The sequence below is a fragment of the Mesorhizobium australicum WSM2073 genome, from assembly GCF_000230995.2.
Taxonomy (GTDB): Bacteria; Pseudomonadota; Alphaproteobacteria; order Rhizobiales; family Rhizobiaceae; genus Mesorhizobium; species Mesorhizobium australicum.
This window is the reverse complement of the sequence record NC_019973.1, coordinates 1,275,674-1,301,249: the sequence shown is the minus strand read 5'-3', so window position 1 is coordinate 1,301,249 and position 25,576 is coordinate 1,275,674. Positions and strand designations below refer to the sequence as shown.

Annotated in this window: 26 protein-coding genes and 1 tRNA gene; 8 read left to right on the top strand and 19 right to left on the bottom strand. The window is 63.6% G+C overall.

From position 1 onward, the window contains the following. Positions 1 to 28: 28 nt before the first annotated feature. The gene (locus MESAU_RS06145; RefSeq protein WP_015315191.1) at positions 29 to 898 is read left to right on the top strand and encodes an endonuclease/exonuclease/phosphatase family protein; all 870 of its coding nucleotides are present in this window, start codon (positions 29 to 31) and stop codon (positions 896 to 898) included. Positions 899 to 997: 99 nt separating this feature from the next. Here the strand turns inward: MESAU_RS06145 and MESAU_RS06140 are convergent, their stop codons facing one another. The 3 genes from MESAU_RS06140 to MESAU_RS06130 all read right to left on the bottom strand — a co-directional run bounded on the left by MESAU_RS06140 (position 998) and on the right by MESAU_RS06130 (position 2,745). Continuing rightward, positions 998 to 1,585, bottom strand: coding sequence for a GNAT family N-acetyltransferase (locus MESAU_RS06140; RefSeq protein WP_041163298.1), 588 nt, complete (start codon positions 1,583 to 1,585; stop codon positions 998 to 1,000). 118 nt (positions 1,586 to 1,703) lie between these two features. Then, the gene (rpmA, locus tag MESAU_RS06135; RefSeq protein ID WP_015315190.1) at positions 1,704 to 1,973 is read right to left on the bottom strand and encodes a 50S ribosomal protein L27; all 270 of its coding nucleotides are present in this window, start codon (positions 1,971 to 1,973) and stop codon (positions 1,704 to 1,706) included. Between the two features lie 100 nt (positions 1,974 to 2,073). Then, positions 2,074 to 2,745, bottom strand: coding sequence for a 50S ribosomal protein L21 (locus tag MESAU_RS06130; protein WP_015315189.1), 672 nt, complete (start codon positions 2,743 to 2,745; stop codon positions 2,074 to 2,076). Between the two features lie 326 nt (positions 2,746 to 3,071). On the opposite strand from MESAU_RS06130, the gene MESAU_RS06125 reads away from it, so the two are divergent. The 3 genes from MESAU_RS06125 to MESAU_RS06110 all read left to right on the top strand — a co-directional run bounded on the left by MESAU_RS06125 (position 3,072) and on the right by MESAU_RS06110 (position 5,457). After that, positions 3,072 to 3,161 (top strand) — tRNA-Ser (locus MESAU_RS06125). Positions 3,162 to 3,785: 624 nt separating this feature from the next. Continuing rightward, positions 3,786 to 4,112 carry a low affinity iron permease family protein gene (locus MESAU_RS06115; protein WP_015315187.1) on the top strand — a complete coding sequence of 109 codons (327 nt, stop codon included), beginning with the start codon at positions 3,786 to 3,788 and terminating at the stop codon, positions 4,110 to 4,112. A gap of 1 nt (position 4,113) precedes the next feature. Then, on the top strand, positions 4,114 to 5,457 hold the full coding sequence (locus MESAU_RS06110; protein ID WP_015315186.1) for a phospholipase D-like domain-containing protein: 1,344 nt from the start codon (positions 4,114 to 4,116) through the stop codon (positions 5,455 to 5,457). Positions 5,458 to 5,519: 62 nt separating this feature from the next. On the opposite strand, the gene recQ is transcribed toward MESAU_RS06110, so the two are convergent. Next, a complete protein-coding gene (gene recQ / locus MESAU_RS06105; protein ID WP_015315185.1) occupies positions 5,520 to 7,355 on the bottom strand; it encodes a DNA helicase RecQ in 1,836 nt (611 codons plus the stop codon). 235 nt (positions 7,356 to 7,590) lie between these two features. Between recQ and MESAU_RS06100 the strand changes: the two genes are divergently transcribed. Then, positions 7,591 to 9,012, top strand: a complete 1,422-nt coding sequence (locus tag MESAU_RS06100; protein ID WP_015315184.1) for a coniferyl aldehyde dehydrogenase — start codon at positions 7,591 to 7,593, stop codon at positions 9,010 to 9,012. 153 nt (positions 9,013 to 9,165) lie between these two features. Here MESAU_RS06100 and MESAU_RS06095 read toward each other — a convergent pair whose 3' ends face one another. From MESAU_RS06095 to uxaC, 8 genes are all read right to left on the bottom strand, one after another. Then, positions 9,166 to 9,504 (bottom strand): cupin domain-containing protein, encoded by a 339-nt coding sequence (locus tag MESAU_RS06095; RefSeq protein WP_015315183.1) that lies wholly within the window; start codon positions 9,502 to 9,504, stop codon positions 9,166 to 9,168. A gap of 10 nt (positions 9,505 to 9,514) precedes the next feature. Further along, entirely contained in the window at positions 9,515 to 10,279 is a 765-nt protein-coding gene (gene kduD, locus MESAU_RS06090) for a 2-dehydro-3-deoxy-D-gluconate 5-dehydrogenase KduD (RefSeq protein WP_015315182.1), read from the bottom strand. Then, positions 10,276 to 11,127 carry a 5-dehydro-4-deoxy-D-glucuronate isomerase gene (gene kduI / locus MESAU_RS06085; RefSeq protein WP_015315181.1) on the bottom strand — a complete coding sequence of 284 codons (852 nt, stop codon included), beginning with the start codon at positions 11,125 to 11,127 and terminating at the stop codon, positions 10,276 to 10,278. Before kduI ends, kduD begins: the two co-directional genes overlap by 4 nt. A 22-nt stretch (positions 11,128 to 11,149) precedes the next feature. Beyond that, the gene (locus MESAU_RS06080; RefSeq protein WP_015315180.1) at positions 11,150 to 11,923 is read right to left on the bottom strand and encodes a FadR/GntR family transcriptional regulator; all 774 of its coding nucleotides are present in this window, start codon (positions 11,921 to 11,923) and stop codon (positions 11,150 to 11,152) included. 114 nt (positions 11,924 to 12,037) lie between these two features. Continuing rightward, complete coding sequence (locus MESAU_RS06075; protein WP_015315179.1) at positions 12,038 to 13,318, bottom strand: TRAP transporter large permease; 1,281 nt, start codon at positions 13,316 to 13,318, stop codon at positions 12,038 to 12,040. 3 nt (positions 13,319 to 13,321) lie between these two features. Then, positions 13,322 to 13,846 carry a TRAP transporter small permease gene (locus MESAU_RS06070; protein ID WP_041163297.1) on the bottom strand — a complete coding sequence of 175 codons (525 nt, stop codon included), beginning with the start codon at positions 13,844 to 13,846 and terminating at the stop codon, positions 13,322 to 13,324. Positions 13,847 to 13,908: 62 nt separating this feature from the next. Beyond that, on the bottom strand, positions 13,909 to 14,889 hold the full coding sequence (locus tag MESAU_RS06065; RefSeq protein WP_015315177.1) for a TRAP transporter substrate-binding protein: 981 nt from the start codon (positions 14,887 to 14,889) through the stop codon (positions 13,909 to 13,911). Between the two features lie 33 nt (positions 14,890 to 14,922). Next, positions 14,923 to 16,335 (bottom strand): glucuronate isomerase, encoded by a 1,413-nt coding sequence (gene uxaC / locus MESAU_RS06060; protein ID WP_015315176.1) that lies wholly within the window; start codon positions 16,333 to 16,335, stop codon positions 14,923 to 14,925. 151 nt (positions 16,336 to 16,486) lie between these two features. On the opposite strand from uxaC, the gene MESAU_RS06055 reads away from it, so the two are divergent. Continuing rightward, positions 16,487 to 17,995: a mannitol dehydrogenase family protein gene (locus tag MESAU_RS06055; RefSeq protein WP_015315175.1), complete on the top strand. Its 1,509-nt coding sequence runs from the start codon at positions 16,487 to 16,489 to the stop codon at positions 17,993 to 17,995. Positions 17,996 to 18,162: 167 nt separating this feature from the next. On the opposite strand, the gene MESAU_RS06050 is transcribed toward MESAU_RS06055, so the two are convergent. From MESAU_RS06050 to MESAU_RS06020, 7 genes are all read right to left on the bottom strand, one after another. Continuing rightward, positions 18,163 to 18,570: a F0F1 ATP synthase subunit epsilon gene (locus tag MESAU_RS06050; protein ID WP_015315174.1), complete on the bottom strand. Its 408-nt coding sequence runs from the start codon at positions 18,568 to 18,570 to the stop codon at positions 18,163 to 18,165. A gap of 112 nt (positions 18,571 to 18,682) precedes the next feature. After that, complete coding sequence (gene atpD, locus MESAU_RS06045; protein ID WP_015315173.1) at positions 18,683 to 20,278, bottom strand: F0F1 ATP synthase subunit beta; 1,596 nt, start codon at positions 20,276 to 20,278, stop codon at positions 18,683 to 18,685. A 70-nt stretch (positions 20,279 to 20,348) separates the two neighbouring features. After that, positions 20,349 to 21,233 (bottom strand): F0F1 ATP synthase subunit gamma, encoded by an 885-nt coding sequence (locus tag MESAU_RS06040; RefSeq protein ID WP_015315172.1) that lies wholly within the window; start codon positions 21,231 to 21,233, stop codon positions 20,349 to 20,351. A 46-nt stretch (positions 21,234 to 21,279) separates the two neighbouring features. After that, positions 21,280 to 22,809: a F0F1 ATP synthase subunit alpha gene (atpA, locus tag MESAU_RS06035; protein ID WP_015315171.1), complete on the bottom strand. Its 1,530-nt coding sequence runs from the start codon at positions 22,807 to 22,809 to the stop codon at positions 21,280 to 21,282. Continuing rightward, positions 22,809 to 23,369 (bottom strand): F0F1 ATP synthase subunit delta, encoded by a 561-nt coding sequence (locus MESAU_RS06030; RefSeq protein ID WP_015315170.1) that lies wholly within the window; start codon positions 23,367 to 23,369, stop codon positions 22,809 to 22,811. The genes atpA and MESAU_RS06030 overlap by 1 nt, the downstream gene beginning before the upstream one ends. Positions 23,370 to 23,615: 246 nt before the next feature. Further along, positions 23,616 to 24,011 (bottom strand): AGROH133_08824 family phage infection protein, encoded by a 396-nt coding sequence (locus MESAU_RS06025; RefSeq protein WP_015315169.1) that lies wholly within the window; start codon positions 24,009 to 24,011, stop codon positions 23,616 to 23,618. 95 nt (positions 24,012 to 24,106) lie between these two features. Continuing rightward, positions 24,107 to 24,802: an aspartate/glutamate racemase family protein gene (locus MESAU_RS06020; protein WP_015315168.1), complete on the bottom strand. Its 696-nt coding sequence runs from the start codon at positions 24,800 to 24,802 to the stop codon at positions 24,107 to 24,109. Positions 24,803 to 24,868: 66 nt separating this feature from the next. Here MESAU_RS06020 and MESAU_RS06015 point away from each other — a divergent pair, with 66 nt between their 5' ends. Both MESAU_RS06015 and MESAU_RS06010 read left to right on the top strand, forming a co-directional pair. Next, positions 24,869 to 25,111 carry a type II toxin-antitoxin system Phd/YefM family antitoxin gene (locus MESAU_RS06015; RefSeq protein WP_015315167.1) on the top strand — a complete coding sequence of 81 codons (243 nt, stop codon included), beginning with the start codon at positions 24,869 to 24,871 and terminating at the stop codon, positions 25,109 to 25,111. Beyond that, complete coding sequence (locus MESAU_RS06010; protein WP_015315166.1) at positions 25,108 to 25,560, top strand: type II toxin-antitoxin system VapC family toxin; 453 nt, start codon at positions 25,108 to 25,110, stop codon at positions 25,558 to 25,560. Before MESAU_RS06015 ends, MESAU_RS06010 begins: the two co-directional genes overlap by 4 nt. Positions 25,561 to 25,576 lie beyond the last annotated feature (16 nt).

Here is a 25,576-nt window from a genome sequence, read left to right as displayed (position 1 = left end):
GCGCGGGGTTGGCCGGAGAGACGTCAGAATGAAGCTTGTAACCTACAACATCCAGTACGGCATCGGTCTCGATGGACGCTACGATCTCGGGCGCATCGCCGACGCGGTGCGCGGCGCCGACGTAATCGCGCTGCAGGAGGTCACCCGCAACAATCCCCGGAACGGCAGCCGCGACATGGTGGCCGAGATCGGCGAGGCGCTGCCCGATTATTTCGCCGTCTATGGCAGCAATTTCGAGGCCAATATCGGCTCGCGCATCGAGGACGGCCGCGCCATCACCACGACCTTCCAGCTCGGCAACATGGTCTTGTCGAAAACGCCCATTCATCTGTCGCGCAACCTGTTGTTGCCGCGCAGCCGCAGCTTCGAGATGATGAACTTCCAGCGCGGCGCGCTGGAAGCCCTGATCGAGACGCCGCTTGGTTTCATCCGCTTCTATTCCATCCATCTCGATCACCGCAGCCCGGTCGAACGCGCCAGCCAGATCCAGTTCCTGCGCCAGCGCCTGTTGAACTATGCGCTCGAAGGCGGTGCGCTGTCCGGCGTCGCCGAGATCGGCCTGCCGGAACTGCCGCATCCGGAAGCCTTTGTCGGCATGGGCGATTTCAACATGCTGGCCGGCTCGCCCGAATATGTCGAACTCGCCGGCCGGCCGGATCATGAATTCGGCATGCCGCTGACCGCCGACTTCGCCGTCGATGCCGCCCTGCGCCTCGATGTCGCCGGCGACGATCTCGTCTCCTGGGTCGATCCCAACGACCCCACCAACGCCAGCCGCCACAAGCGCATCGACTATATCTTCACCAGCGCCTCGCTTGCCCGGTCGCTGAAGCGCCTGTGGGTCGACAGACAATCAGTCGGTTCCGACCACCGGCCGGTCTGGGTCGAACTGGGCTAAGCCCAAGTCCGGTCCCGAGCTGATTTGTACTGTTTCGCCCCACGCGCCAAGGTTTGCCGATATTCAGGTCAGGCCGGCCTCACCTGAATATCGACGCACCTAGAAGTGGATCCAATTGCGCAGGCTCGTCCAGGTTTTCCTGTCGAGCCGATAACGTTCGACCGGCACCTGGCCGGCGACGATCGAATTCAGCATGCCCTGGCCGGCATATTGGAAGCCGCATTTGTGGATGACGCGGCGTGAAGCCGGATTGATGACCCTGGTCGAGGCCTGCAGCACCTGGATCGACGTCTTCTGGAAGGCGAGGTCGACCAGCGCGTGCGCGGCTTCCGTGGCGTAGCCCTTCTTCCAGTAGGGCTCGCCGATCCAGTAGCCGAGCTCAAGGCCGCGATCGGTGGTGTTCAGCCCGGCGCAGCCGACGAAAGTGTCGGCGCCGGCCAGCGTCAAGGCATAGGCGATGCCGGCGCGCCGCGCCTTGGTCATGGCGAGGAAAGCACGTCCCTCGGCCTCCCCATAGGGGTGCGGCATGCGCGCCAGCATCTCGGCAACGTGACGGTTGTCGGCAAGTTCGACCAGTTGCGCGATATCCCGCTCATCGGGAGCGCGCATCACCAGCCGCTCGGTGACCAGCACCGGGCAATCTATCGCGTAACTTTCGTCTTCTGAATCTTCCGCTTCGGCAACCATTTGAAGTCCTCCAGGCACAAGAAAAAGGGGAGATGGAAACCCATCTCCCCTGATCCTTTTCCTGGTTTTGCCAGACACCGGTCCCGAGATGGGCGCCGGTGTTCTAGTGCGGAACCGGCTACTCCGCGGCTTTGGTAATCGGGTTGACCGATACGTAGGTTCGGCCGTTGGCTTTTTTGTTGAACGTCACGGCGCCGGTTTCGAGCGCGAAAAGGGTGTGGTCCGTGCCCATGCCGACATTGACGCCGGGATGCCAGGTGGTGCCGCGTTGACGAATGATGATGTTGCCCGGGATGACGGCTTCGCCGCCGAACTTCTTCACGCCCAGACGCTTGGAATGCGAGTCGCGACCGTTGCGCGACGAGCCGCCAGCTTTCTTGTGTGCCATCTAACTAACTCCGATGCGCCCATGGGCGCTTGAATGGTCTTATGAACGCGTTCGCGTTCCGTTTCAAGTCCGATCCGGCGACGTTTCGCGCCGGTTCGCCTTACTTCTTGGCCAGCTCCTTGGCCTGCTCGCGCCAGTCCTTGATCTGGTCGGCGCTGAACGGCATGTTCTCGTCGATCTTGGCAACGTCCTTCTCGGTCAGCTTGGCGAGCTGCGCGAAGGTGATGATGCCCTGCTCGGCGAGATCCTTGGCGGCGACCGGGCCGATGCCCTTGATCACGGTCAGGTCGTCCGGCTCGCCCTTCGGCGCCTTGAACAGCGGCGCGGCGACGGCCTCGGCCCTCGCGTCTTCCTTGGGGGCGGCGTCCTTCTTGGCCTTGGCTTCCTTCGGCGCGGCCTCGGGAGCGACCTCAGCCTTGGCTTCCGCCTTGACGGCCGCCTTCTTGGCGGGCTTGGCGCCACCCAGCAGGATCTCGGAGATCCGCACGGTGGTCAAAAGCTGGCGATGGCCGATCTTGCGGCGCGAATTCTGGCGGCGACGCTTCTTGAAAGCGATGACCGTGCGGTTCTTGCCCTGCTCGACGACTTCGGCGGTCACCAGGGCGCCATCGACGAACGGCGCGCCGAACGTGACATTCTCGCCCTCGCCATGAGCGAGCACGTGGCCGATCTCGACGATGTCGCCGACATTGGCTTCGACTTTTTCGATCTTCAGGAGATCGTTGGCGGCAACGCGATACTGCTTACCGCCCGTTTTAATGACTGCGAACATTTTTTGCCTTTCGCTGTTCGGTCGGCCTTGATGAACCGCCTCTGGCGGTTCGGCCGTCTTTTTGTCAGTCTGCGGGTTCAAAAAACAAGCGGCGTGGAAGAACCCTCCACGCCGATTGCGCGCTGTCCCTAACCGAAGGTTGCGTGGGAGTCAAGGCAAACGGGCGGGGTTCCCTGCCATGCGAGCCAGACTCCTGCCGAGGACGGAGCGTGGCACTCCGAACGAGGCCCGTACAGGAAGCTGAATTTCCGGTGGATTTGGCCTTGTAACCTGCCCGTTCAGCCGTTATCTAGTGCGCCGCGCCGGCAACGGCCGACCATGACCGCGGAGAGGTGGCAGAGTGGTCGAATGCACCGCACTCGAAATGCGGCATGGGTGCAAGCCCATCGGGGGTTCGAATCCCTCCCTCTCCGCCATTCCCCCAAATAGAAAATGCCGGCGGCATCGGCTACCGCCAATTCGCGGGTTCGTCCCCATCCTCGGCGATAATGATCGCCGACAGGCGCTTACATGCGTGCGGCGGGACGCGACCGGCTGTCGCGGGTCGGAAAATAAGAAGCGATGCCGAGGAACCAAAGCATGTCCCTCAAGTTCGATATCCGTTTCCAGGGGAGATCGAGTTCAGCATGCAAGGTCGAGGGCCAATCAAGGCAGCACTTCGAGCACAGGCCGATGAGGTACGCATCCGCATCGGCATCCTCCAGCAGGAGTTGACCACCAACCGCAAAAGCATGGGAGGCACATTGCGGTTGGGGTACGAGATAAAGTCGAGGAAAGTCCTTCTGGCGCGTCTGGAAAGGGTATTGGCGCAGTACTCGCCGGGCTGCCTGCGTGAGGACGTCCCGACGCTGCGGCACTCCGAGACAGGCCCGAGATCGCAAGGCTCCCATTGCAGCCTCTGACGCTGCAGCCATTCGAGCCAACGCCCACCCCAGACGGATGGTCAGGGCCTGGCGGCGCTTTCTGCAGACAACTGTGCCGTACGGCAGCCTCGCCGACGCGCTCGCGGGAACCTGCGTTACCGTGGAAAGTTCCTGCTGATGGCAAATCACCCCATTACCGGCGCGCTCACCTCGATCGGCACGTGGACCTCTCGTCCGGCAGCATTCCTGGTCCTGCTGGCCTATGCGATCTTCTGGATCGTTTTCGACCGGCAAAGCTTGAACTGGCATGGCGCGGCTACGCTCCTCACCTGGGCCATGACGCTCTTCATTCAGCGGGCTGAACATCGCGATACCCAGGCCATTCATGCCAAGTTGGACGAAATGCTGAGATCAAACAGTTCGGCTTCGACCATCACCCGCATCGACGATGAAGAGCCCGAGGACATCGAGAAACATCGCGATCGCAAGCAGCAGGGCGACTAACATGCGCGCTGCCGGTCTCGTGGCGTTCCTGAGGGGCGCGAAGCCAACGCGGTTGGATCGAAAATTCAGCCCGCTGCTCAAGGGATTAAGCTATGTGGCCGTTGCGGTTGTCGCCGGTCTGGCCACGTTGGCGGCCATAAACCTGACCCCTGAACCGCGGGTTTTGCGGACGATTGTCCCGCATCGCTTCGACGCATCGGATCCGCAGTTCGCGAGGTCGATGAGCAGCTACTCGCTGGGACAGATGTCAAACGCGAACGCGGTGCAGACCCTTGTGAACGGCGACGAGATTTTTCCTTCGATGCTCCAGGCGATCGGCGCGGCCCGGTCCACCATCGATTTTGAGACCTATATCTATTGGTCTGGGGCCGTTGGATATGAATTCGCACAAGCCTTGGCGGCCAAGGCGCGGCAAGGTGTCGAGGTCCGGGTGCTCGTCGACTGGGTCGGCAGTCTGCCTTTCGATGAAAACTTGATCCATATCATGACAGGAGCCGGCGTGAGGTTCCAGCGCTACCGGCCGATCCATTGGTATACGTTGGACCGCGTGAACAACCGGACCCATCGCAAACTGCTCATCGTCGACGGACGAGTGGCCTTTACGGGCGGCGTCGGCATCGCCGACAAATGGCGGGGAGACGCCCGCAATCCGGATGAATGGCGCGATACGCACTATCGGATCGAAGGGACCGCCGTGCCTGCTTTCCAGGCAGCCTTTGCCGAAAATTGGTTGGAGACGACCGGTGAGACATTGCAGGGTCGGAAGTTCTACCCTCCGCCCGAACCGGCGGGGTCGCTCGGCGCCCAGCTGATACTTTCTTCGCAGCCAAATGGCTCGGAGAACATGGAATTGATGATGCTGGCCGCGATAGCCGCCGCGAGGGATCACCTGCGAATCGGAATGGCCTATTTCGTCCCCGACGACATCGCCCTCCAGCAGATCCTGGACGCCAGGAAGCGAGGCGTGTCTGTCGATGTGATCGTTCCGAATGCGCTCACCGACGTGCCTTTGGTTCGGAAGGGCTCGCGCTATTTCTGGGGCGACTTGCTTAGGGCTGGAGTGCGTATCTACGAGTTTCAACCCACCATGTATCATCCCAAGCTGCTGATCGTTGACGACATCTGGACGAGCTTTGGTTCCACCAATCTGGACGAACGCTCCTTGCGGCTGAACGATGAAGCCAGTCTGAACGTCTACGGCAGGGATTTCGCGAACACGCAGATCGACCTGTTCAACCAAGACCTTGGGAGATCCCGGCAAGTTACCCTGGCCGAATGGGAAGCGCGTCCCCTGCGGGAAAAAATTTCGGACTGGCTGGCCAGCAGGCTGCGCTCCCAACTTTGATGACCTGGCTTTTACTGCTCATTCGACCAGCCTGATCAGCCCTACCGCTCGCCATCAAGCTTTCAATCAGGCTGTTGCGCGGCGATCGCGGCCAGGAAAACCGCGCCGAACTCCTTGAGCTTGGCCCCTCCCACGCCATTCACTTCGGCAAAGGCGTCGAGGTCGCGCGGGCGGCGGTCGGCCATGTCGATGAGCGTGCGGTCGGAAAACACCACATAGGCCGGGACCTGTCGCTCCTTGGCGAGCCGTAGCCGCAGCGACTTGAGCGCCGCCAGCAGCGAAGCATCGACGCCCTCGGCTCCGGCGGCGGCGCCTTCCCCGGAACGCTTCCTGCCGCGCGCCAGAGGGTCCCGCGTCTCGACGCGATACTGGAATGCAATCTCGCCACGGCCGAGCGCGCGGCCGCTTTCGGAGATGGCGAGACCGCCATGGCCCTCGGGATCCGGCATCAGGAACCCGCCGGCCACCAGTTGCCGGACCAGCGACAGCCACACTGTCTTTCTGTGCGCGGCGCCGGTGCCGAAACTGCTGAGTGTTTGATGAGCTCTCGCCAGCACCTTCTCGGTCTCGTGGCCAAGCAGGATATCGATGACATGGGCCGCGCCGAAGCGCTCGCCGCTCTCTGTGACCGCCGCCAGGATCTTCCGCGCTTCGGCACTGCCATCGGCGCGCGGCGCCTGGTCGAGGCAGTTGTCGCAATTGCCGCAGGCCTGGGCCTCTTCGCCGAAATAGCCGAGCAGCACCTGGCGGCGGCATTGCGCCGTCTCGCAATAGCCGATCAGCGTGTCGAGCCGGCGGTGTGACCGCCTCTTGTGCTCTGACGAGGCATCCTCGTCGTCGATGAACAGCCGGCGCATGCGGATGTCGCCAAGGCCGTAAAGCATATGCGCCTCGGCCTCGCGTCCGTCGCGGCCGGCACGGCCGATTTCCTGATAATAGGCTTCCAGGCTGCCCGGCATATCGGTGTGGAAGACAAAGGCGACATCAGGCTTGTCGATGCCCATGCCGAACGCGATGGTTGCCACCATGACGACGCCGGACAAGGTCATGAAGGCATTTTGATTGGCTTCACGCGCCTCCTTGCTCATGCCGGCGTGGTAAGCGAGCGCGGTGACGCCGTTGCGCTTCAGAAAGGCCGCCATCTCTTCGGTTTTCTTGCGCGACAAGCAATAGATGATGCCGCTCTTGCCCGCATGGCGCTCGATGAAGCCGAGCAGCTGGCGCTTGCTGTCCTGCTTGGGCGCGATGGCCAGCTTGATGTTGGGCCGGTCGAAACCCAGCACCAGCGTTTCGACCTGCTCGGCGAACAGGCGGGCGGCGATGTCGGTGCGCGTGCTCTCATCGGCAGTCGCCGTCACCGCGATGATCGGCACATTGGCAAAGATACCGCGCAACCGGGACAGATCCTCATATTCGGGCCGGAACGCCGGACCCCATTGCGAGATGCAATGCGCCTCGTCGATGGCGATCAGGCTGACGTGGAGCCTGGAAAGGGCGTCCAGCATGCGCTCGGTCATCAGCCGCTCCGGCGCCAGATAGAGCAGCCGCGTCTGGCCAGATGCGACACGGCGCCAGGCCGCCACATTGGCCTCGCGATCGAGCGAGGAATTGATCGTATCGGCCGCCACGCCGGCAAGCCGCAGCGCCGCGACCTGGTCCTGCATCAGAGCCACCAGCGGCGAGACGACGAGGGTGAGCCCGCCCAGAACCAGCGCCGGAACCTGGTAGCAGAGCGATTTGCCCGCGCCCGTCGGCATGACGGCCAGCACATGGCGCCCGCCAAGCAGTGCGTCCATGACGTCGGCCTGGCCGGGGCGAAAATCGTCGAAGCCGAACACCTCCTTCAGGACGCGCCGCTTGGGATCCTCGGCCCTGATACCCGCCGCCTGCGCCGGCATCAGGCGGCCGCCTGGCGGCAAGTGATTTTTCGCAGACGGGAGAGATCGGGCAAGATGGTCAAGGGCCACTCCTTGTGAGGCCTTGGAGTAGCCCACCGCTCATCCCATCACAACAGCCCTTCAATGCCCTCGGCAACACCGCCGGCCCGCCTTCCCCTGCGGCACACGCAGCCCTGATGGATTCCGCCGCGTTGCGATGTAAACTTACCCTCGCCGACACGCCAGGGAGGGCGCGATGCTGCAGGTGAGACAGGATTTGCTGGGCGAACGGTTCCGGCTGCAGCGCGCGGCCTTCAAGGCACAACCCTTTCCCGATCTTGGCGTCCGCAAGGACCGGCTGAGGCGCCTGCTGGCGCTGACCGAGCGGCACGAGACTGAAATCTGCGCTGCGATCGATGCCGACTTCGGCGGCCGCTCGGCACATGAAACCCGCCTGGCCGAACTGTTCGTCGTGCGCGCCGGCATTCGCCATGCGCTCGCCCATGTCGGCGCCTGGATGCGGGAGCGCCGCGTTGCCACCACCTTGCCGTTCCTGCCGGGCCGGAATCGCCTCGTCCCGCAGCCGCTCGGCGTCGTCGGCATCGTATCGCCCTGGAATTATCCTTTTCAGCTCGCCGTCGCGCCGGTTACGGCCGCGCTTGCCGCCGGCAACCGCGTGCTGGTCAAGCCTTCCGAACTGACGCCGGCTTTTTCCGGGCTGCTGACCAGGCTGGCTGGCGAACATTTCGCCCCGGATGAACTCAGCGTCATCGCCGGCGATGCCGATACGGGGAAAGCCTTCGTCTCGATGCCGTTCGATCATCTGCTGTTCACCGGTTCGACCGCGGTCGGACGCCAGGTTGCGATCGCCGCCGCCGCCAACCTGACCCCGGTCACGCTCGAACTCGGCGGGAAGTCGCCGGCGATCCTCGACCCCTCCTGCGATCTTGACACCGCGGTTGCCAGCGTCGCCTATGGCAAGCTGTTGAATGCCGGGCAGACCTGCATCGCGCCGGACTATTTGCTGGTGCCGAAGGGACAAGCAGGTACGGTCGCCGCGAAGCTCGCAATCGCCATGGCGCGGCTCTACCCCTCGCTGCGCGACAACCCCGACTATACCGCCATCATCAGCGATCGGCATTACCAGCGTCTGCGCGCCATGATCGTGGAAGCCCGCGACGCGGGTGCCCATGTCACCGAGATAAACCCGGCCGGCGAGGACCTCGGTAATGCGGGCCGGAAGCTTCCGCCGACCCTGGTCAGCAACGCCGGCTCGGACCTGAAGCTGATGCGCGAGGAGATTTTCGGCCCGGTGCTGCCGATCGTCGAATACGTCACGCTCGACGACGCGATCGCTTATGTGAACAGCGCCGACCGGCCGCTGGCGCTCTACTGGTTCGGCAACGACGGCGGCAACCGCCAGCGCATCCTGCGCGAGACGGTCGCCGGCGGCGTCACCATCAACGACTGCATGCTGCATCTGGTGCAGGAGAACCAGCCCTTCGGCGGCGTCGGCGCCAGCGGCATGGGCGCCTATCACGGCGAATGGGGTTTCCGCACCTTCAGCAAGGAGAAACCGGTCTTCCTGCAGTCGCGCTTGAGCGCAGGGAGCCTTCTGCGGCCGCCCTACGGCAAGACGTTCGAACGGCTTTTCGGGCTGCTCAGGCGCATCACCTGACGCGCATTAAGTCTATCTTCACCATGATGCGGCAGCTTTCGCACCCTGCGGTGATGTTTTGAGTACCGCGGCGCCATTGGCGCCCAGGCAACAACCCGCGCTTCCCTGGAGGCGCGGGTTTTTTCGTTGGCCGAGAAATCGTCGGCGACCCGGTCAGGCGAGGAAATCGGCGCGGTGCGGCGTAAAACTGTCGACCAGCCGCCCCGCCTCGAGCGCCTTGACGCCGTGCACCAGGCCGGACGGCACGATGAAGCTGCCGCCGGTCTCGACGATTTCGGTCCGGCCGTCGATGGTCACCTCAAAACGGCCTTCGGCGACATAGCTCGCCTGCACATGCGGGTGCGAGTGCAAGGCGCCGACACCACCCTTGTCGAAACCGAATTCGACCATCATCAGTTCGTCGGTGGAGAGGAGAACCCGCCGGCGATTCCCATCCGGGGTCAGCGTCCAGGCACCCTGGCCGGCATGCGCGAAAATCTTCGGCTCGGTCATCGTCTTCTCCTCATCGCGCCAGCCATCCCCCATCCACCGGCACCACCGCGCCATGCATGTAGTTCGAGGCCGGCGCCAGCAGGAAGACGGCGGCATCGCCAATGTCTCCGGGCTCGCCCCAGCGGCCGGCGGGAATGCGCCCGAGGATGGCCGCGCTGCGGTCGGGATCGGCGCGCAGCGCCTGCGTGTTGTTGGTGTCGATATAGCCCGGCGCTATGCCATTGACGTTGATGCCCTTCGCCCCCCACTCGCAGGCGAGCAGCCTGGTGATGCCGAGCACGCCATGCTTGGACGCCGTGTAGGACGCGACGCGGATGCCGCCCTGGAAACTCAGCACCGAGGCGATGTTGACGATCTTGCCCTGGCGTCCACCGGCAAGGAGGCGCCGCGCAAAGGACTGACACAGCAGGAAGACGGACTTCAAATTGACGTCGATCACGTCGTCCCAGTCGGCTTCGCCGAGATCGACGGCATCGGCGCGCCGGATGATGCCGGCATTGTTGACCAGCCCGTCGATCGGACCGTTTTGATCCCAGACGCGGTCCAGCATCGGTCCGACTGCTGCCGTGTCGGCAAGATCGATGCTCACCGCCTCGAATTGGCCGCCCACCGCGCCGACCTTGCTCGCGGTGTCGTCCATCGATGAGCGGCCGACGCCGATCACGGCGCCACCGGCGCGCGCGACCGAGATGGCAATGCCTTGGCCGATGCCGGTGTTGGCGCCGGTCACCAGGATGTGCTTGCCGGCCAGGCTGAAGGCGGAGAGGTCGCTCACCGCAGCATGTCCATCGCCACCGGATCGACATCGGTGTAGTCGACATTGTCGCCGGCCATCGCCCAGATGAAGGCATAGTTGGACGTGCCGGCGCCAGAGTGGATCGACCAGCCCGGCGACAGCACCGCCTCCTCGTTGCGCATGACGATGTGGCGTGTCTCGTCCGGCTCGCCCATGAAGTGGAAGACGCGGGCCGCCTCGGGCAGGTCGAAATAGAGATAGGCCTCCATGCGCCGGTCATGCACATGGCACGGCATGGTGTTCCAGATCGAGCCCGGCGCCAGCTGGGTCATGCCGACGACGAGCTGGCAGGTTTTTGTTCCCCCGGCATGGATGAACTGGAAGATCGAGCGCTCGTTGCAGGCCTCCTTGCTGCCGAGATCGAGGCGCTTGGCGTCATCGAGGCGGATCAGCCGGCTGGGATGAGCCTGATGCGCCGGGGCGCTGAGCAGATAGAACTTGGCGGGGTCGTTCCTATCAGCAGAAGCGAAGGAAACCGTGTCGGTGCCCATGCCGAGATAGAGCATGTCGCGCGTCCGCAGGTCGAAGGACTGGCCGCCGGCTTCGATCGTGCCGGCACCGCCGATGTTGACGGCGATCAATTCGCGCCGGTCGAGAAACCCCTTGGTGCCGGTCGGCTTGATCGCTTCCAGTGGCAATGCCGTTGCCGCAGGCACGGCGCCGCCGACGATCATGCGGTCGTAGTGCGTGTAGGTCAGGCTGATGCGCCCGGGCTGGAAGAGATCCTCGATATGGAAATTATGGCGCAGCTCATCCGTTCCCATGGCGGCGGCGGCCGCCGGGTCTATGGCGAAGCGCGATGTGTAGTCGGTGTGGTTCTGGCTCATTTCTGTCCTGGCTTTCGGTGGATCATTCGCCCGCGGCCGCCTTGACCGAGCTGGCGTAGTAGGCCTGCCGCGCCTGCAGCCGCTCGCGGTAACGCTGCTGGCTGGCGCCGAGATGGGTGCGCATCGCCTCGCGCGCGGCTTCGGCATCGCCCGCCGTGATCGCGTTCAGGATCACCAGATGCTCGCGCTGCAGCCCGCGCTGGTAGCTGTCGGACTGCGCCAGTTCGGTCGACCAGGGCGAGGTCACGTCGCACGGAATGGCGCGCCGGCCGAGCACGTCGAGCATCTCGACATAGAAGGGGTTATTGGTGGCGCTGGCGATGGCGCGATGGAAGGCGAGGTCGGCCGGACCGGTCGGCTGGCTGTCGAGCAGCAGCCGCTCGAACTCGAAGAAGGCTTCCTGGATCGCCGCCTCCTGCGCGGCGTTGCGACGGATGGCAGCGAGCCCAGCCGATTCGATCTCGATCGCCAGCCGCACCTCGAGCACGTTGAGCGCGACCGAATCCTTGGCTCCCATGTCGGCGGCGAGCGCCCCGAACATGGTCGAAATATGCTCTGTTACGAACACCCCGGCGCCCTGCCGCGGCTCGACCAGACCGTCGGCGGCAAGCTTGGCCAGCGCCTCGCGGATGACGGTTCGGCTGACGCCGAAGGTTTCGGTCAGCTGGCCCTCGGTCGGCAGCTTGTGGCCGGGCGGGATCTCGCCCGCCTGCAACTGCTTGCGGATCGCCCCCACGACGGTTTCCGACAGCTTGGGTTTTCTCTCGACCCTGAGGTCGTTTGCGGTATCGGACACCTCGGTGACCTCCTAGTGCAATTCCACGAAAAGTGCGTAGCGGCTTTCCGCCTGGAATTGCGTAAACACAAAGAGTTAGAGCGGTTCAACGATTCTAACGATCGCCGAACCGCTCTAATGAAACAGTCCCGGTAGCCACAATGAGATTTCCGGCACGTAGGTGACAAGCATCAGCACGGCGAAGGCGGCGCCGTAGAATGGCCAGATCGAGCGCATCGCGGTCCAGATCGGAATTCGCCCGATGGCGCAGCTGACGAACAGAACAGCGCCGACCGGTGGCGTGCAAAGCCCGATGCCGAGATTGAGGATGAGGATCACGCCGAAATGCACGGGATCGACCCCATAGGCCATGACGACAGGCAGGAAGATCGGCGTCGTGATGATGATCAGCGGCGACATGTCCATGAAGGTGCCGAGAATGAGCAGGACGACGTTGATCAGCAGCAGGATCACCAGCTTGTTGTCGGACACCGACTGCAGAAAGGCGACCAGTGCCGCCGGCACCCTGAGATAGGCGAGCAACCAGCCGAAGGCCGCCGCGCAGCCGATGATCATCAGCACCATGGCCGTGGTGCGCACCGACGCCGTCGTCGCCGCGACGAAGTCGCCCCAGCTCATCGAGCGGTAGATGATCAGCGTCACCAGGAAGGCGTAGACGATGGCGATGCAGGAGCTCTCGGTCGCGGTGAAGACACCGGACCTGACGCCGCCGAAGATGATGGCGATCAGGATGAGCCCGGGAATGGCGGCGACAAGCAGCTGCAAGGCCCGGCCGAAGCCGGCGAAGGGCTCCGTCGGATATCCCCGGCGGCTGGCGACCCAATAGGCCGTTATCATCAGCGAAAGCGCCAGCAGCAGACCCGGCAGCACGCCAGCCGTGAACAGGTCGGCGATCGAGATACGGCCGCCGGCGGAGATCGAATAGATGATCATGTTGTGGGACGGTGGAATGAGAAGCGCGATGATGGCCCCGACCGAGGTGATGTTGACGGCATAGTCGACGCCGTAGCCGCGCGCCTTCATCTGCGGAATCATCAGCCCGCCGACCGCCGACGCATCCGCCACCGCCGAGCCGGAGATGCCACCGAACATGGTCGACGCCGCGATGTTGACCTGCCCCAGGCCGCCGCGCAAATGACCGACCAGGGAGCCTGCCAGCGCGACGAGCCGCGCGGCGATGCCGCCGCGCACCATCAGGTCGCCGGCGAAGATGAAGAACGGGATGGCCATCAGCGAAAACACGGCGACGCCGGAATTCAGCCGCTGGAACACGACGACCGGCGGCAAGCCAAGCGTGAGGATCGTGGCAAAGCTGGCGACGCCGAGACAGAAGGCGATCGGCGTGCCGATGACCAGCAGGAACACGAAGGTGCCGAAGAGGACGATCAGGGCCATGGTTCAGGGCTCCTCGCCGGTTGCATGGATGTCGGCGTCGACGGGCAGGCCGGCAAAGCGCCCGGCCAGCCGTTCCAGCGAAAACAGACAGACCAGCGCCCCACCCAGGATGACCGGCAGGAAGCTGACGCCGCCCGGCAGGGCAAGTGACGGCATGACCGTGTTCCAGGTCAGCCTGGCCAATTGCACGCCATAGACGATCATGCCGGCGCCGAAGGCCAGCACGACAAGGTCGGAAATGCTGCGCAGTACCGCCTTGGCCGAAACAGGCAGGACATAGAGCAGCACGTCGAAGCCAAGATGGGTGCGTTCGCGCACGCCGACGGCGGCGCCGAGAAAAATGAACCAGCCCATCAGCAGAACCGAGAAGGATTCCGTCCAGCTCGGCGAACGGTTCAACACATAGCGCGAGAAGACCTGCCAGAAGATGATGATCGTCATCAGTGTCAGGCCGGCGCCGCTGATCCAAAGCGCCAGCCTGGCAAGCCCTGACAGGACCCGCTCCGCACCCAGCCAGAATCCTCGCATGGCGGACGCGTCCGAAGGCAGCGCGGGGGCCTCCGCGCTGCTCGATCCATTGCCCCTGCCGTTCATTTCTCGGCCTGTATGCGGGCGGCCAGGTCCTTCAGTTCGGGCGTCGACAAGTACTTGTCGTAAACAGGCTTCATCGCCTCGATTAGCGGCTGCTTGTCGATCTCGCTGACCTTAACGCCGGCGGCCTCGACGAGGCCGCGCGACTTCTTCTCCTGCGCGTCCCACAGTTCGCGCATCTTGACGACGCTGTCCTTGGCTGCCTGGCGCACGATCGCCTGGTCTTCCGGCGAGAGCTTGTCCCAGCTTGCCTTCGACATGACCAGCACTTCCGGCACGATCTGGTGTTCGTCCATCGTGTAATGCTTGGCCACTTCGTAGTGCTTGGCGGATTCGAAGCTCGGCCAGTTGTTTTCGGCGCCGTCGATGACGCCGGTCTGCAGCGCCGAATAGACTTCGCCATAGGCCATCGGCGTGGCGTTGGCGCCAAGCGCGTTGACCATGTCGACGAACACATCGGACTGGATGACGCGGAACTTCATGCCTTTCATGTCCGCCATCGAGGTAATGTCCTTCTTGGTGTTGTAGAAGGACCGAGCACCGGAATCGTAGAAGGCGAGGCCGACGAGATCATGCGCCTCGAACGCCTTCAGGATCTGGTCGCCGACAGCGCCGTCCATGACGTGGCGCATGTGCTCGACGGAGCGGAACATGTAGGGCAGCGACGGCACGGCGGTCTCCGGCACGATGCCGTTGAACGGTCCCATCGAGACACGGTCGAGGTCGATGACGCCGGCCTGGGTCTGCTCGATCGTGTCCTTCTCCTCGCCGAGCTGCGCCGAGTGATAGACCTCGATCGAATAGCGGCCGGCGGTGCGCTGCTTGATCAGGTCGCCCATGTACTTGACCGCCTCGACGGTCGGGTAGCCGTCCGGATGGGTATCCGAGGATCGCAGCACGGTTTCGGCGTTGGCAGCGCCGATCAGCAGCGAACCGATGGCGAATGTCGCCGCCGCCGTCAATTTCGAAAAATGCAACATGACTTCCTCCCTTTGAAAATCGAAACGCCCGGCTCAGAGCCGGTACGCATTCTTGGCAAGCGTGTAGGCAAGCTCCTTCGCGAGTTCATGCGCCTCGTCCTCACGCAGCCTGTGCTCGGCGACGAGACGCGCCAGGAACGCACAGTCGACCCGCCGCGCCACGTCGTGGCGGGCCGGTATCGACGGAAAGGCGCGCGTGTCGTCGTTGAAGCCGACCGTGTTGTAGAAGCCGGCGGTCTCGGTGGTCATCTCGCGGAACCGGCGCATGCCTTCCGGGCTGTCGTGGAACCACCAGGCCGGCCCGAGCTTCAGCGCCGGATAGACGCCGGCCAACGGCGCCAGTTCGCGCGCGTAGCTGGTTTCATCCAGCGTGAACAGGATGACGGTCAGGTCGCGCTCCAGCCCGACGCAGTCCAGTAATGGCTTCAATGCCGTGACATAGTCGGTCCGGGTCGGGATATCGAAACCCTTGTCCCTGCCGAATTTCTGGAAAGCGGAAGCCGAATGATTGCGCATGGAGCCGGGATGGATCTGCATGACCAGCCCGTCGTCCCGGCTCATCTTGGCCATCTCGGTCAGCATCTGCGCGCGAAACAATTTTCGCTCGCGCTCATCCTGCGAGCCGGCGCGGACCCGGTTGAACAGCTCCTGCGCCGCCGCGTTGGAAAGATTGGCGGTCTCCGCCGTCGGATGCCCGTGATCCGACGAAGTCGCGCCGAAGCTCTTGAAGAAGGCGCGCCGCTGGCGATGTGCGTCGAGATAACCGGCCCAGGTCCCGGTGTTGCAGCCGGTGATCTCGCCGAGCCGATCGAGATTGGCCGAAAAGCCTTCAAAATCGGGATCGACGACGGCGTCCGGCCGATAGGCGGTGACGACACGGCCCTCCCAGCCGCTGTCGCGGATCATCTGGTGCCATTTGAGATCGTCGAGCGCGCCTTCGGTCGTCGCGATGACCTCGATGTTGAAGCGCTCGAACAGCGCGCGAGGGCGGAAGTTCTCCCACTGCAGCAGCGTTGCGATCGTATCGTAATGGCGGTCGGCGGTCGCGGCGCTCAACGGCTCTTCGATGCCGAACAGATGCGCAAGGACATGGTCGAACCACAATCGGGTCGGCGTGCCACGAAAGAGGTAATAGTGTTCGGCGAACAACCGCCAGATCGCCCTGCCGTCGGTCTCGACGGGCTCACCATCGAGGGTCGGCACGCCGAGAGCCTCCAGCCGCACGCCCTGGCTGAACAGCATGCGAAAAATATAGTGGTCCGGCACGATGAGCAGTTGCGCGGGATCGGGGAACGGCTCGTTCAGCGCATACCAGCGCGGGTCGGTATGGCCGTGCGGGCTGATGATGGGCAGGTCCTTGATGCCGGCGTAGAGGGCGCGGGCAATCGACAGCTGACGCGCCTCGGCTGAAAACAGCAAATCCGCATTGGTCAGTGCCACGGCCATCCTCCGGCTCCATGGGTAGTATCGGTCAGAAATAATGTCAACATACAAAAATCGGATTGTTGTATGATGACTCCTAGGCAAAGCTGAGCATTGTCGGCGGACGCCGTCAGTGTTACCCCGCAAATCGTTCCACGAGATGAGTGCCGAACCGATGACAGACCGCCGCCTTTCCAACCGCATGGCGCAGGCATTGCCGGCCGAGGTCGCCGCGCCTCGATATGATCGTGGCGCAATCACGCCGGGCATCGTGCATCTGGGCGTCGGCGCCTTTCACCGCGCCCACCAGGCCGCTTATATCGATGAATGCCTGGCGGCCGGAGAAACGGACTGGGGCATATCAGGCGTGTCGCTGCGCAGCGCGGAAACGCGCGACGCGCTGGCGCCGCAGGACGGGCTCTACACCTTGGCTGTGCGCGGCAGCGGCGGCGAGAAGCTGCATGTCATCGGCTCGATCGGCTCGCTGCTGGTGGCGCCGGAAGACCCGGAAGCGGTGCTGGCGGTGCTGGCCGATCCGCGTACCCGCATCGTGACGCTGACGATCACCGAGAAAGCCTATTTGCGGGCGGCCGGCGGCGGATTGGACGCAGCGCATGCCGACATCGTCCACGACCTGGCCAATCCGCGAACACCGAAGACGGCGCATGGTTTTCTGACCGAAGCGCTCGCCCGGAGGCGGGGCGCTGGCACCCCGCCCTTTACCGTGCTTTGTTGCGATAACCTGCCGGCCAACGGCGCCACCTTGCACCGGCTGCTGATCGAATTCGCCACGCTGCGCGATGCAAGTGCCAGTTCGGCGGGCAATGCCGGAATGGCCGACCACATCGCCAGTCACGTCGCATTTCCCTCAAGCATGGTCGACCGCATTGTGCCAGCCACGACCGACGCCGACAGGGCGCGGATAGCGGGCGAACTTGGTATTGAGGACGCCTGGCCCGTGATGACGGAACCCTTCCGCCAGTGGGTGATCGAGGACGATTTCCCCATGGGCCGTCCTACCTGGGAAAAATTCGGCGTCACCATGGTTGGGGATGTCGCTCCCTTCGAGGACATGAAGCTGAGGCTGCTCAACGGCGCGCATTCGGGCATCGCCTATCTCGGCCTGCTCTGCGGCCACGCGACGGTCGACAGTGCCTTCGCCGATCCGGCGATCCGGCGGTTCGTCGACGCGCTATGGCAAGAGGCCATAACAACATTGCCGGACGACGCCGGCCTCGACCCATCAGCCTATACGGCCGAGCTTGCCGAGCGTTTTTCGAACACGGCACTTGCCCACCGTACGGCGCAGATCGCCAATGACGGCAGCCAGAAACTGCCGCAGCGCATTATCGCCTCGGCTGTCGAGTGCCTCGAAGCCGGCACCGAGCTGGTCCATCTCACGCTGGTGGTGGCTGCCTGGATCGCCGCCTGCGCGGCGCGCGGAAAGACGTTGCCGGAAGGCCATTTCACCGATCCGCTCGATGCGCCGATGACCGCGCTTTTGGACCAGCAGCTGCCGGCGAACGAAACCGTGACGGCGGTGTTTGACATGGCCGGCTTCGCCCGGGATCACGCCGAGCGCCAGACGCTGATCGAACTCGTGGCCGTCCATCTCGTCCACCTGCGACGAGACGGCCCGACGCTGGCCTTCGCCGCGCTCGGCATAGAAGCCGAAGGACAGTAAGGCGCGAGCGGTACGGAACTTGATGTCGCCGGGGCAGCGCCCCCTCTGTCCTGCCGATGTCGCGCAACTCCGGCACCGCCGCCACATCAACTCTCACGCCATAATGTCCCGACAAATAAAAAAGCGGGGCAATGCCCCGCTTTCAATCCGTTGTCCCGCGACGCGTTTCAGGCCGGCAGGATCGCGCCTTCCAGCGTGGTGAGCTGGCTAAGGAATTGTTCGGCCTTGCTGCGCGCCTGGTCGTCCTTGGCGTCGGCAGCATCTTCCCTGGCTTCCTGGATGCGGCGGGCGAGATCGGCGCGGTCGACGTCCTTCACCGCGACAGCGGATTCCGCCAGCAGCGTGCAGCCGGCCGGGACGATGTCGGCGAAGCCACCGAACACGACATAGCGTTCCTCGCTGCCCGAGGCGCTCTTCACCGTGACGACACCCGGCTTGATCGTGGTCATGACCGGCGCGTGATGAGCCATGACGGTCATCTCGCCTTCGGCGCCCGGGATGACGACCGACTCGACCTCGGCGGAAACCAGCAGGCGTTCCGGGGAAACCAGTTCGAACTTGAAAGCTTCAGCCATGTCAATTTAGTGAGTAGGGAATAGTGAGTAAGAAGTAGGGCAAGAGAACAACTATCCGACTCGCCCAGCTGCTATTCACTACTGACTACTGACTACTCCCTATTCGCTTGATTTACGCCGCTTCTGCCGCGAGGCGCTGTGCCTTCTCGACCGCTTCCTCGATGCCGCCGACCATGTAGAAGGCGGCTTCCGGCAGGTGGTCGTAATCGCCGTTGCAAAGGCCCTTGAAGCCCTTGATGGTGTCGGCGAGGTCGACCAGCTTGCCCGGCGCGCCGGTGAACACTTCGGCGACGAAGAACGGCTGCGACAGGAAGCGCTCGATCTTGCGGGCGCGGGCCACGGTCTGCTTGTCCTCTTCCGAGAGCTCGTCCATGCCCAGGATGGCGATGATGTCCTGCAGCGACTTGTAGCGCTGGAGGATCGACTGCACCTGGCGGGCGACGCCATAATGCTCGTCGCCGACGACCAGCGGGTCGAGCATGCGCGAGGTCGAGTCCAGCGGATCGACGGCCGGATAGATGCCCTTCTCTGCGATCGAACGGTTGAGCGTCGTCGTCGCGTCAAGGTGAGCGAACGAGGTCGCCGGCGCCGGATCGGTCAAGTCGTCGGCCGGCACGTAGATCGCCTGCACCGAGGTGATCGAGCCCTTGGTGGTGGTGGTGATGCGTTCCTGCAGCGCGCCCATGTCGGTGGCGAGCGTCGGCTGGTAGCCCACGGCCGACGGGATGCGGCCGAGCAGAGCCGACACTTCGGAACCCGCCTGCGTGAAGCGGAAGATGTTGTCGACGAAGAACAGCACGTCCTGGCCCTGGTCGCGGAAATATTCGGCGACCGTCAGGCCGGTCAGGCCGACACGGGCGCGCGCGCCCGGCGGCTCGTTCATCTGGCCGTACACCAGCGCTGCCTTGGAGCCTTCACCGCCGCCCTTCTTGTTGACGCCGGATTCGATGAACTCGTGATAGAGATCGTTGCCTTCGCGGGTGCGCTCGCCGACGCCGGCGAACACCGAATAGCCGCCATGTGCCTTGGCGATGTTGTTGATCAGTTCCTGGATCAGCACGGTCTTGCCGACGCCGGCGCCGCCGAACAGGCCGATCTTGCCGCCCTTGGCGTAAGGCGCCAAGAGGTCGAGCACCTTGATGCCGGTGATCAGGATCTGGGCTTCCGTCGACTGCTCGACATAGGTCGGAGCCGGCTGATGGATCGAGCGCATTTCGATTGCGTCGACCGGGCCTTCTTCGTCGACCGGCTCGCCGATGACGTTGATGATGCGGCCGAGCATGCCTGGGCCGACCGGCACGGTGATCGGAGCGCCGGTGTCGCGCACTTCCTGGCCGCGCACCAGGCCTTCGGTGGAGTCCATGGCAATGCAGCGCACGGTGTTTTCACCCAGATGCTGGGCAACTTCGAGCACCAGGCGGTTGCCGACATTGGTCGTCTCGAGCGCGTTCAGGATCGCCGGCAGGTGATCGCCGAACTGCACGTCGACAACGGCGCCGATGACCTGGCGAACCTTGCCGACAACGCCGGTGGCTTTCGTGGCCATGGCCTGCGTCTTGGCGGCCACGGCCTTGGCCGGCGCCGCTGCTGCCTTGGCCGGAGCAGCCTTTGCCGCCGCTGCCGGAGCCCTGGCCGCTTTCACTGGGGCTGCTGCCTTGGGGGCTGCCGCCTTCGGAGTTGCCTTCTGGGGGGTCGCTGCTTTCGCCATCGTCTTTACCCTTTTCGTCCTTTGTTTCTCACGCGGTCCGGTTCGCGGGACAGTCACCCGCGGACCGCGCCTAGAGCGCCTCGGCGCCCGAAATGATTTCGATCAGTTCCTTGGTGATCTGCGCCTGCCGCTGGCGGTTGTAGGTGATCGATAGCTTGTTGATCATCTCGCCGGCGTTGCGCGTCGCATTGTCCATGGCGCTCATCTTGGCGCCCATTTCGCCGGCGGCGTTTTCGAGCAGCGCCCGGAAAACCTGCACGGAGATGTTGCGCGGGATGAGGTCGGAGAGGATTTCGCCCGGCTCCGGCTCATATTCATAGACGGCGCTGCCGCCATCCACCGCCGCGGCCGGAGCCGAAGCGGTGCTGGCCGGGATGATCTGCTGCGCGGTCGGGATCTGGCTGATCACCGACCTGAACTGCGAGTAGAACAGCGTGCAGATGTCGAAGGCGCCCTCGTTGAAGAGATGGATGACCTTCTTGGCGATCGCATCGGCATTGACGAAGCCGAGCGTCTTGACCTCGCGCAGATCGACACGGTCGATGATCATCGATGCATAGTCGCGGCGCAGGATGTCGAAGCCCTTCTTGCCGACGCAGATGATCTTGACCTGCTTGCCGTCGGTCAGAAGCCGGCGGATGTGATCGCGGGCAAGACGGGCGATCTGCGAATTGAAGCCGCCGCACAGGCCGCGCTCGGCGGTGCAGACCACGAGCAGATGCACGGCGTCCTTGCCGGTGCCCGTCATCAGCGCCGGGGCATCGCCGCCACCGCCGATCGCCTGGGTGATGTTGGCCAGCACGGAACCCATGCGCTCCGAATAGGGGCGCGCCGCTTCCGCCGCCTCTTGCGCACGGCGCAGCTTCGCCGCGGCGACCATCTGCATCGCCTTGGTGATCTTCTGCGTCGCCTTGACCGAGGCGATACGGTTACGAAGGTCTTTTAATGAAGGCATGCTTCAAACCTGATCCCGTCTTGTCTCATCCGGACTGGCGCTTCGCTCAGGCGAAGGTCTTGGCGAAGGCGTCGATCTCGGCCTTGAGCTTGGCGCGCAGATCGTCCGAAAGCGCCTTTTCCTTGCGGATGGCGTCGAGAACGTCCTTGCCCGCCGCACGCATGTGGCTGAGCAGGCCGTGCTCGAACTTGCCGACCTGGTTGACCGGCAGCTTGTCGAGATAGCCGTTGACGCCGGCGAAAATCACCGCGACCTGCTCTTCCGTCTTCAGCGGCGAGAACTGCGGCTGCTTCAGGAGTTCGGTCAGGCGCGATCCGCGGTTGAGCAGGCGCTGCGTGGCGGCGTCGAGATCCGAGCCGAACTGCGCGAAGGCAGCCATTTCGCGGTACTGCGCGAGCTCGCCCTTGATCGAGCCGGCGACCTGCTTCATCGCCTTGATCTGCGCGGCCGAGCCGACGCGGCTGACCGACAGGCCGACGTTGACGGCCGGACGGATGCCCTGGAAGAACAGGTTGGTTTCGAGGAATATCTGGCCGTCGGTGATCGAGATCACGTTGGTCGGGATATAGGCCGACACGTCGTTGGCCTGCGTCTCGATGATCGGCAGGGCGGTCAGCGATCCGCCACCCAGATCGTCGTTGAGCTTGGCGGCGCGCTCGAGCAGGCGCGAGTGCAGGTAGAAGACGTCGCCGGGATAGGCTTCGCGGCCCGGCGGGCGGCGCAGCAACAGCGACATCTGGCGATAGGCGACAGCCTGCTTCGACAGATCGTCATAGCTGATCAGCGCATGCATGCCGTTGTCGCGGAAATATTCGCCCATGGTGCAGCCGGCGAACGGCGCCAGGAACTGCATCGGCGCCGGGTCGGAAGCGGTGGCGGCGATGATGATCGAGTATTCGAGCGCGCCGCGCTCTTCCAGAACCTTGACGAACTGCGCGACGGTCGAACGCTTCTGGCCGACGGCGACGTAGACGCAGTAGAGCTTTTCCTTTTCCGGGCCGTTGTCGTGCACCGACTTCTGGTTGAGCATCGTATCGAGGATGATGGCGGTCTTGCCGGTCTGGCGGTCACCGATGACCAGCTCGCGCTGGCCGCGGCCGACCGGGATCAGCGCGTCGATGGCCTTGAGACCGGTCGACATCGGCTCGTTGACCGATTTGCGCGGAATGATGCCCGGCGCCTTCACGTCGACACGCTTGCGTTCGGTCGCCTTGATCGGCCCCTTGCCGTCGATCGGGTTGCCGAGCGCGTCGACGACGCGGCCGAGCAGGCCGGGGCCGACGGGAACGTCGACGATGGCGCCGGTGCGCTTGACGATGTCGCCTTCCTTGATGTCGCGGTCGGCGCCGAAGATGACGACGCCGACATTGTCGGCTTCGAGGTTGAGCGCCATGCCGCGGATGCCGCCGGGGAACTCGACCATTTCGCCGGCCTGGACATTGTCGAGGCCATAGACGCGGGCGATACCGTCACCGACGGACAGCACCTGTCCGACTTCGGAGACCTCGGCCTCCTTGCCGAAATTCTTGATCTGGTCTTTCAGAATTGCGGAAATTTCCGCGGCGCGGATGTCCATCAGCCGACCTCTTTCAGTGCAAGCTTGAGCGAATTGAGTTTGGTTTTGAGCGACGTATCGATCTGGCGCGAGCCCATCTTGACCACCAGCCCGCCGAGCAGCGACGGATCGACGGTGACGGAAATGGTCACGTCCTTGCCGGCAACGCCCTTCAGCGCCGCCTTGAGTTCGGTCTGCTGGGCCGCGGTCAGCTCATGAGCCGACGTCACGTCGGCGGCGGCCTCGCCACGGTGTTCAGCGGCGATCTGGCGGAATGCCTTGATCATGCCGGGCACCGCGAACAGGCGGCGGTTCTTGGCGACGACGCGCAGGAAATTGCCGGTCAGGCCGGTGATGCCGGCCTTGTCGGCGATCGCCCCGATGGCCTTGGCCTGGTCCTCGCTGGAGAATACCGGGCTGTTGATCAGCCGGGTCAGGTCGGCACTGCCCGCGAGCATGGCCTCGAAACTGGTGAGGTCGGCCTCGACCTTGGCCACGGAATTTGCCTGCGATGCCAGTTCGAACAGCGAACCGGCATAGCGTTCTGCGACACCTGAGATTGGCGATGACGATTGAGCCACGGACCGTCTTTTCTCTTGTCTGACAGGCCGCAGATTGTTGGCGCGAGCAAAAACTCTGGCTAAATCTTTGACCTTACTGCATTTTTCCAAGCACGGAGGCGCGGCTTCCGCTATCCCCGGCCGAAAGTCGATTGCCGTCTAGCACAGGCATTTTAAGACCGCAATGCGTCGTTCCGCATGGTTTTCAGGCACTATTGTCGCATCCGGCGAAAGATCAGCGTCCTGCGCGCCTGAATACCCCAGGATTCAGGGCACAAAGCCGAAGGCAAAGGCGAGCGGCAAGGCCGCGAGCGCCAATTCCACCACAATGGAAACCCAATTGAAAGGTGTATTGGCGCCATCCGACATCATCGACAGCAGCCGGCCGAATGCGGTGAACAGCCAGGAAAATCCGAGAGCCATGTAGACCAGGGGCTGCGCGAGCAGGATGCAGCACAGGCCGACTCCGAGATAGAAGCCCGACATGCGGCCGCGCCCCTCGGCGATCGCCGCCGCCTTCTCGGGTTTCGCCTGCAGGCGCAGGATACGGAACGCCAGCCCCGGCGCCAGGAAAAACAGAAGACCGAGCAGCACGGTGAAGGCCGCGCTCGACCAGGCCAGCCATTCGCCCTGGCTCGTCGGCCATGGAAGCGCAAAATCCATCGTGTCCCTCGAAATGCCTGTTTTGAAAATCGCCGACATTCTAGCGAAGGAAAGAACCGGCGCCAGATGGCTTCAGCCACTTTAGGAGACGCGCATCAACCGAGTGCGAATTCCACCGCCGCCCCGGCATGGATGCGCGTCGTGTCGAAAACCGGGATGTCGAAATCATCCTGGCCGATGAGCATGGTGATCTCGGTGCAGCCCATGATCAGGCTGTCGGCGGCTTCGTCGCGGCGCAAGCGGTTTGCCTCGGCGACATAGGCCGCCTTCGAGGCTTCGGTGACGATGCCCTGACAGAGTTCCTCGTAGATGACGCGATGCACCATGTCGCGCCCGGCCGAATCCGGTACCACTGGCGACAGGCCATATTTGTCGGCAAGCCGGCCCTTGTAGAAGTCCTGCTCCATGGTGAACCGCGTTGCCAGCAGCGCCGGCCGCCGCAGGCCGGCCTGCCTGACCGTGGCCGCGGTGGCGTCGGCGATATGGATCAGCGGGATCGACACAGCCGCCTGCACCTGGTCGGCCAGTCTGTGCATGGTGTTGGTGCACAGAAGCAGGCCCTCCGCACCGCCGGCCTCAAGTTTGTGTGCGGCATCGATCAGCAGCGCACCGGCACCGTCCCAGTCGCCATCATGCTGCCGTTCGGCGATCTCGGCGAAATCGAACGACCAGAGCAGCAGCTTCGCCGAATGCAGACCGCCCAGCCGCTCACGCACGATCTCGTTGAGCAGGCGGTAGTAGATGGCGGTCGATTCCCAGCTCATGCCGCCGAGCAGGCCGAGGGTTTTCATGACGGGCTGTTCCTTTCCCGTACGATTTCTATATTATGACCCCATGAGACCACAAGGAGCTCGGCCATGAAGACAATGCAGGTACGAGAGGCCAAAGCAAGTTTCTCCGCGCTCGTGGAAGCTGCCGAAAACGGCGAGCCTACAATCATCACAAAGCATGGCAAACCTGCCGCGGCGGTTGTACCGATCGAAGAGGCCCGCAAGCTCTACCCGGATCGTAACGACGCCTTCATCGACTTCCTTCTCAAATATCCGGGCGGCATCGAGCTTGAAAGAGATCAATCGATCCTCAGGGATTTTGATTTTTGAACGGATATCTTCTCGACACGTCGGTGTTGTCGGTGTTCGCTCCCGATCGTGCTGCACTTCCGCCCGCTTTCCAGACTTGGCTGTCGCATACGGGGCGGCGCCACACTTGGTATATTCCGGCTATAGCAGCGGCTGAAGTCCAGAAGGGCGTTGCCAAGTTGAGGCGTGCCGGGGGCACTCAGCGAGCGGAACGACTGGAGCGCTGGCTGGACAGTCTGCTGGATGAATTTGATGAACGGCTCCTGCCGGTAGGCTCCGCCATCGCCAGACGGGCGGGAGAAATGGAAGATATGGCGATTGCTCTTGGGCGCAACCCAGGTCTTCCCGATATCCTGATCGCTGCTACCGCGCTTGTGCACGATTTGACGATCCTTACCGCGAACAACCGCCATTTCGACGCTCTGAAGGTCGCAAGTCTGAATCCGTTTGAGGCCGAACTCGGCGCCTAACGAGATGTTCAGCGAG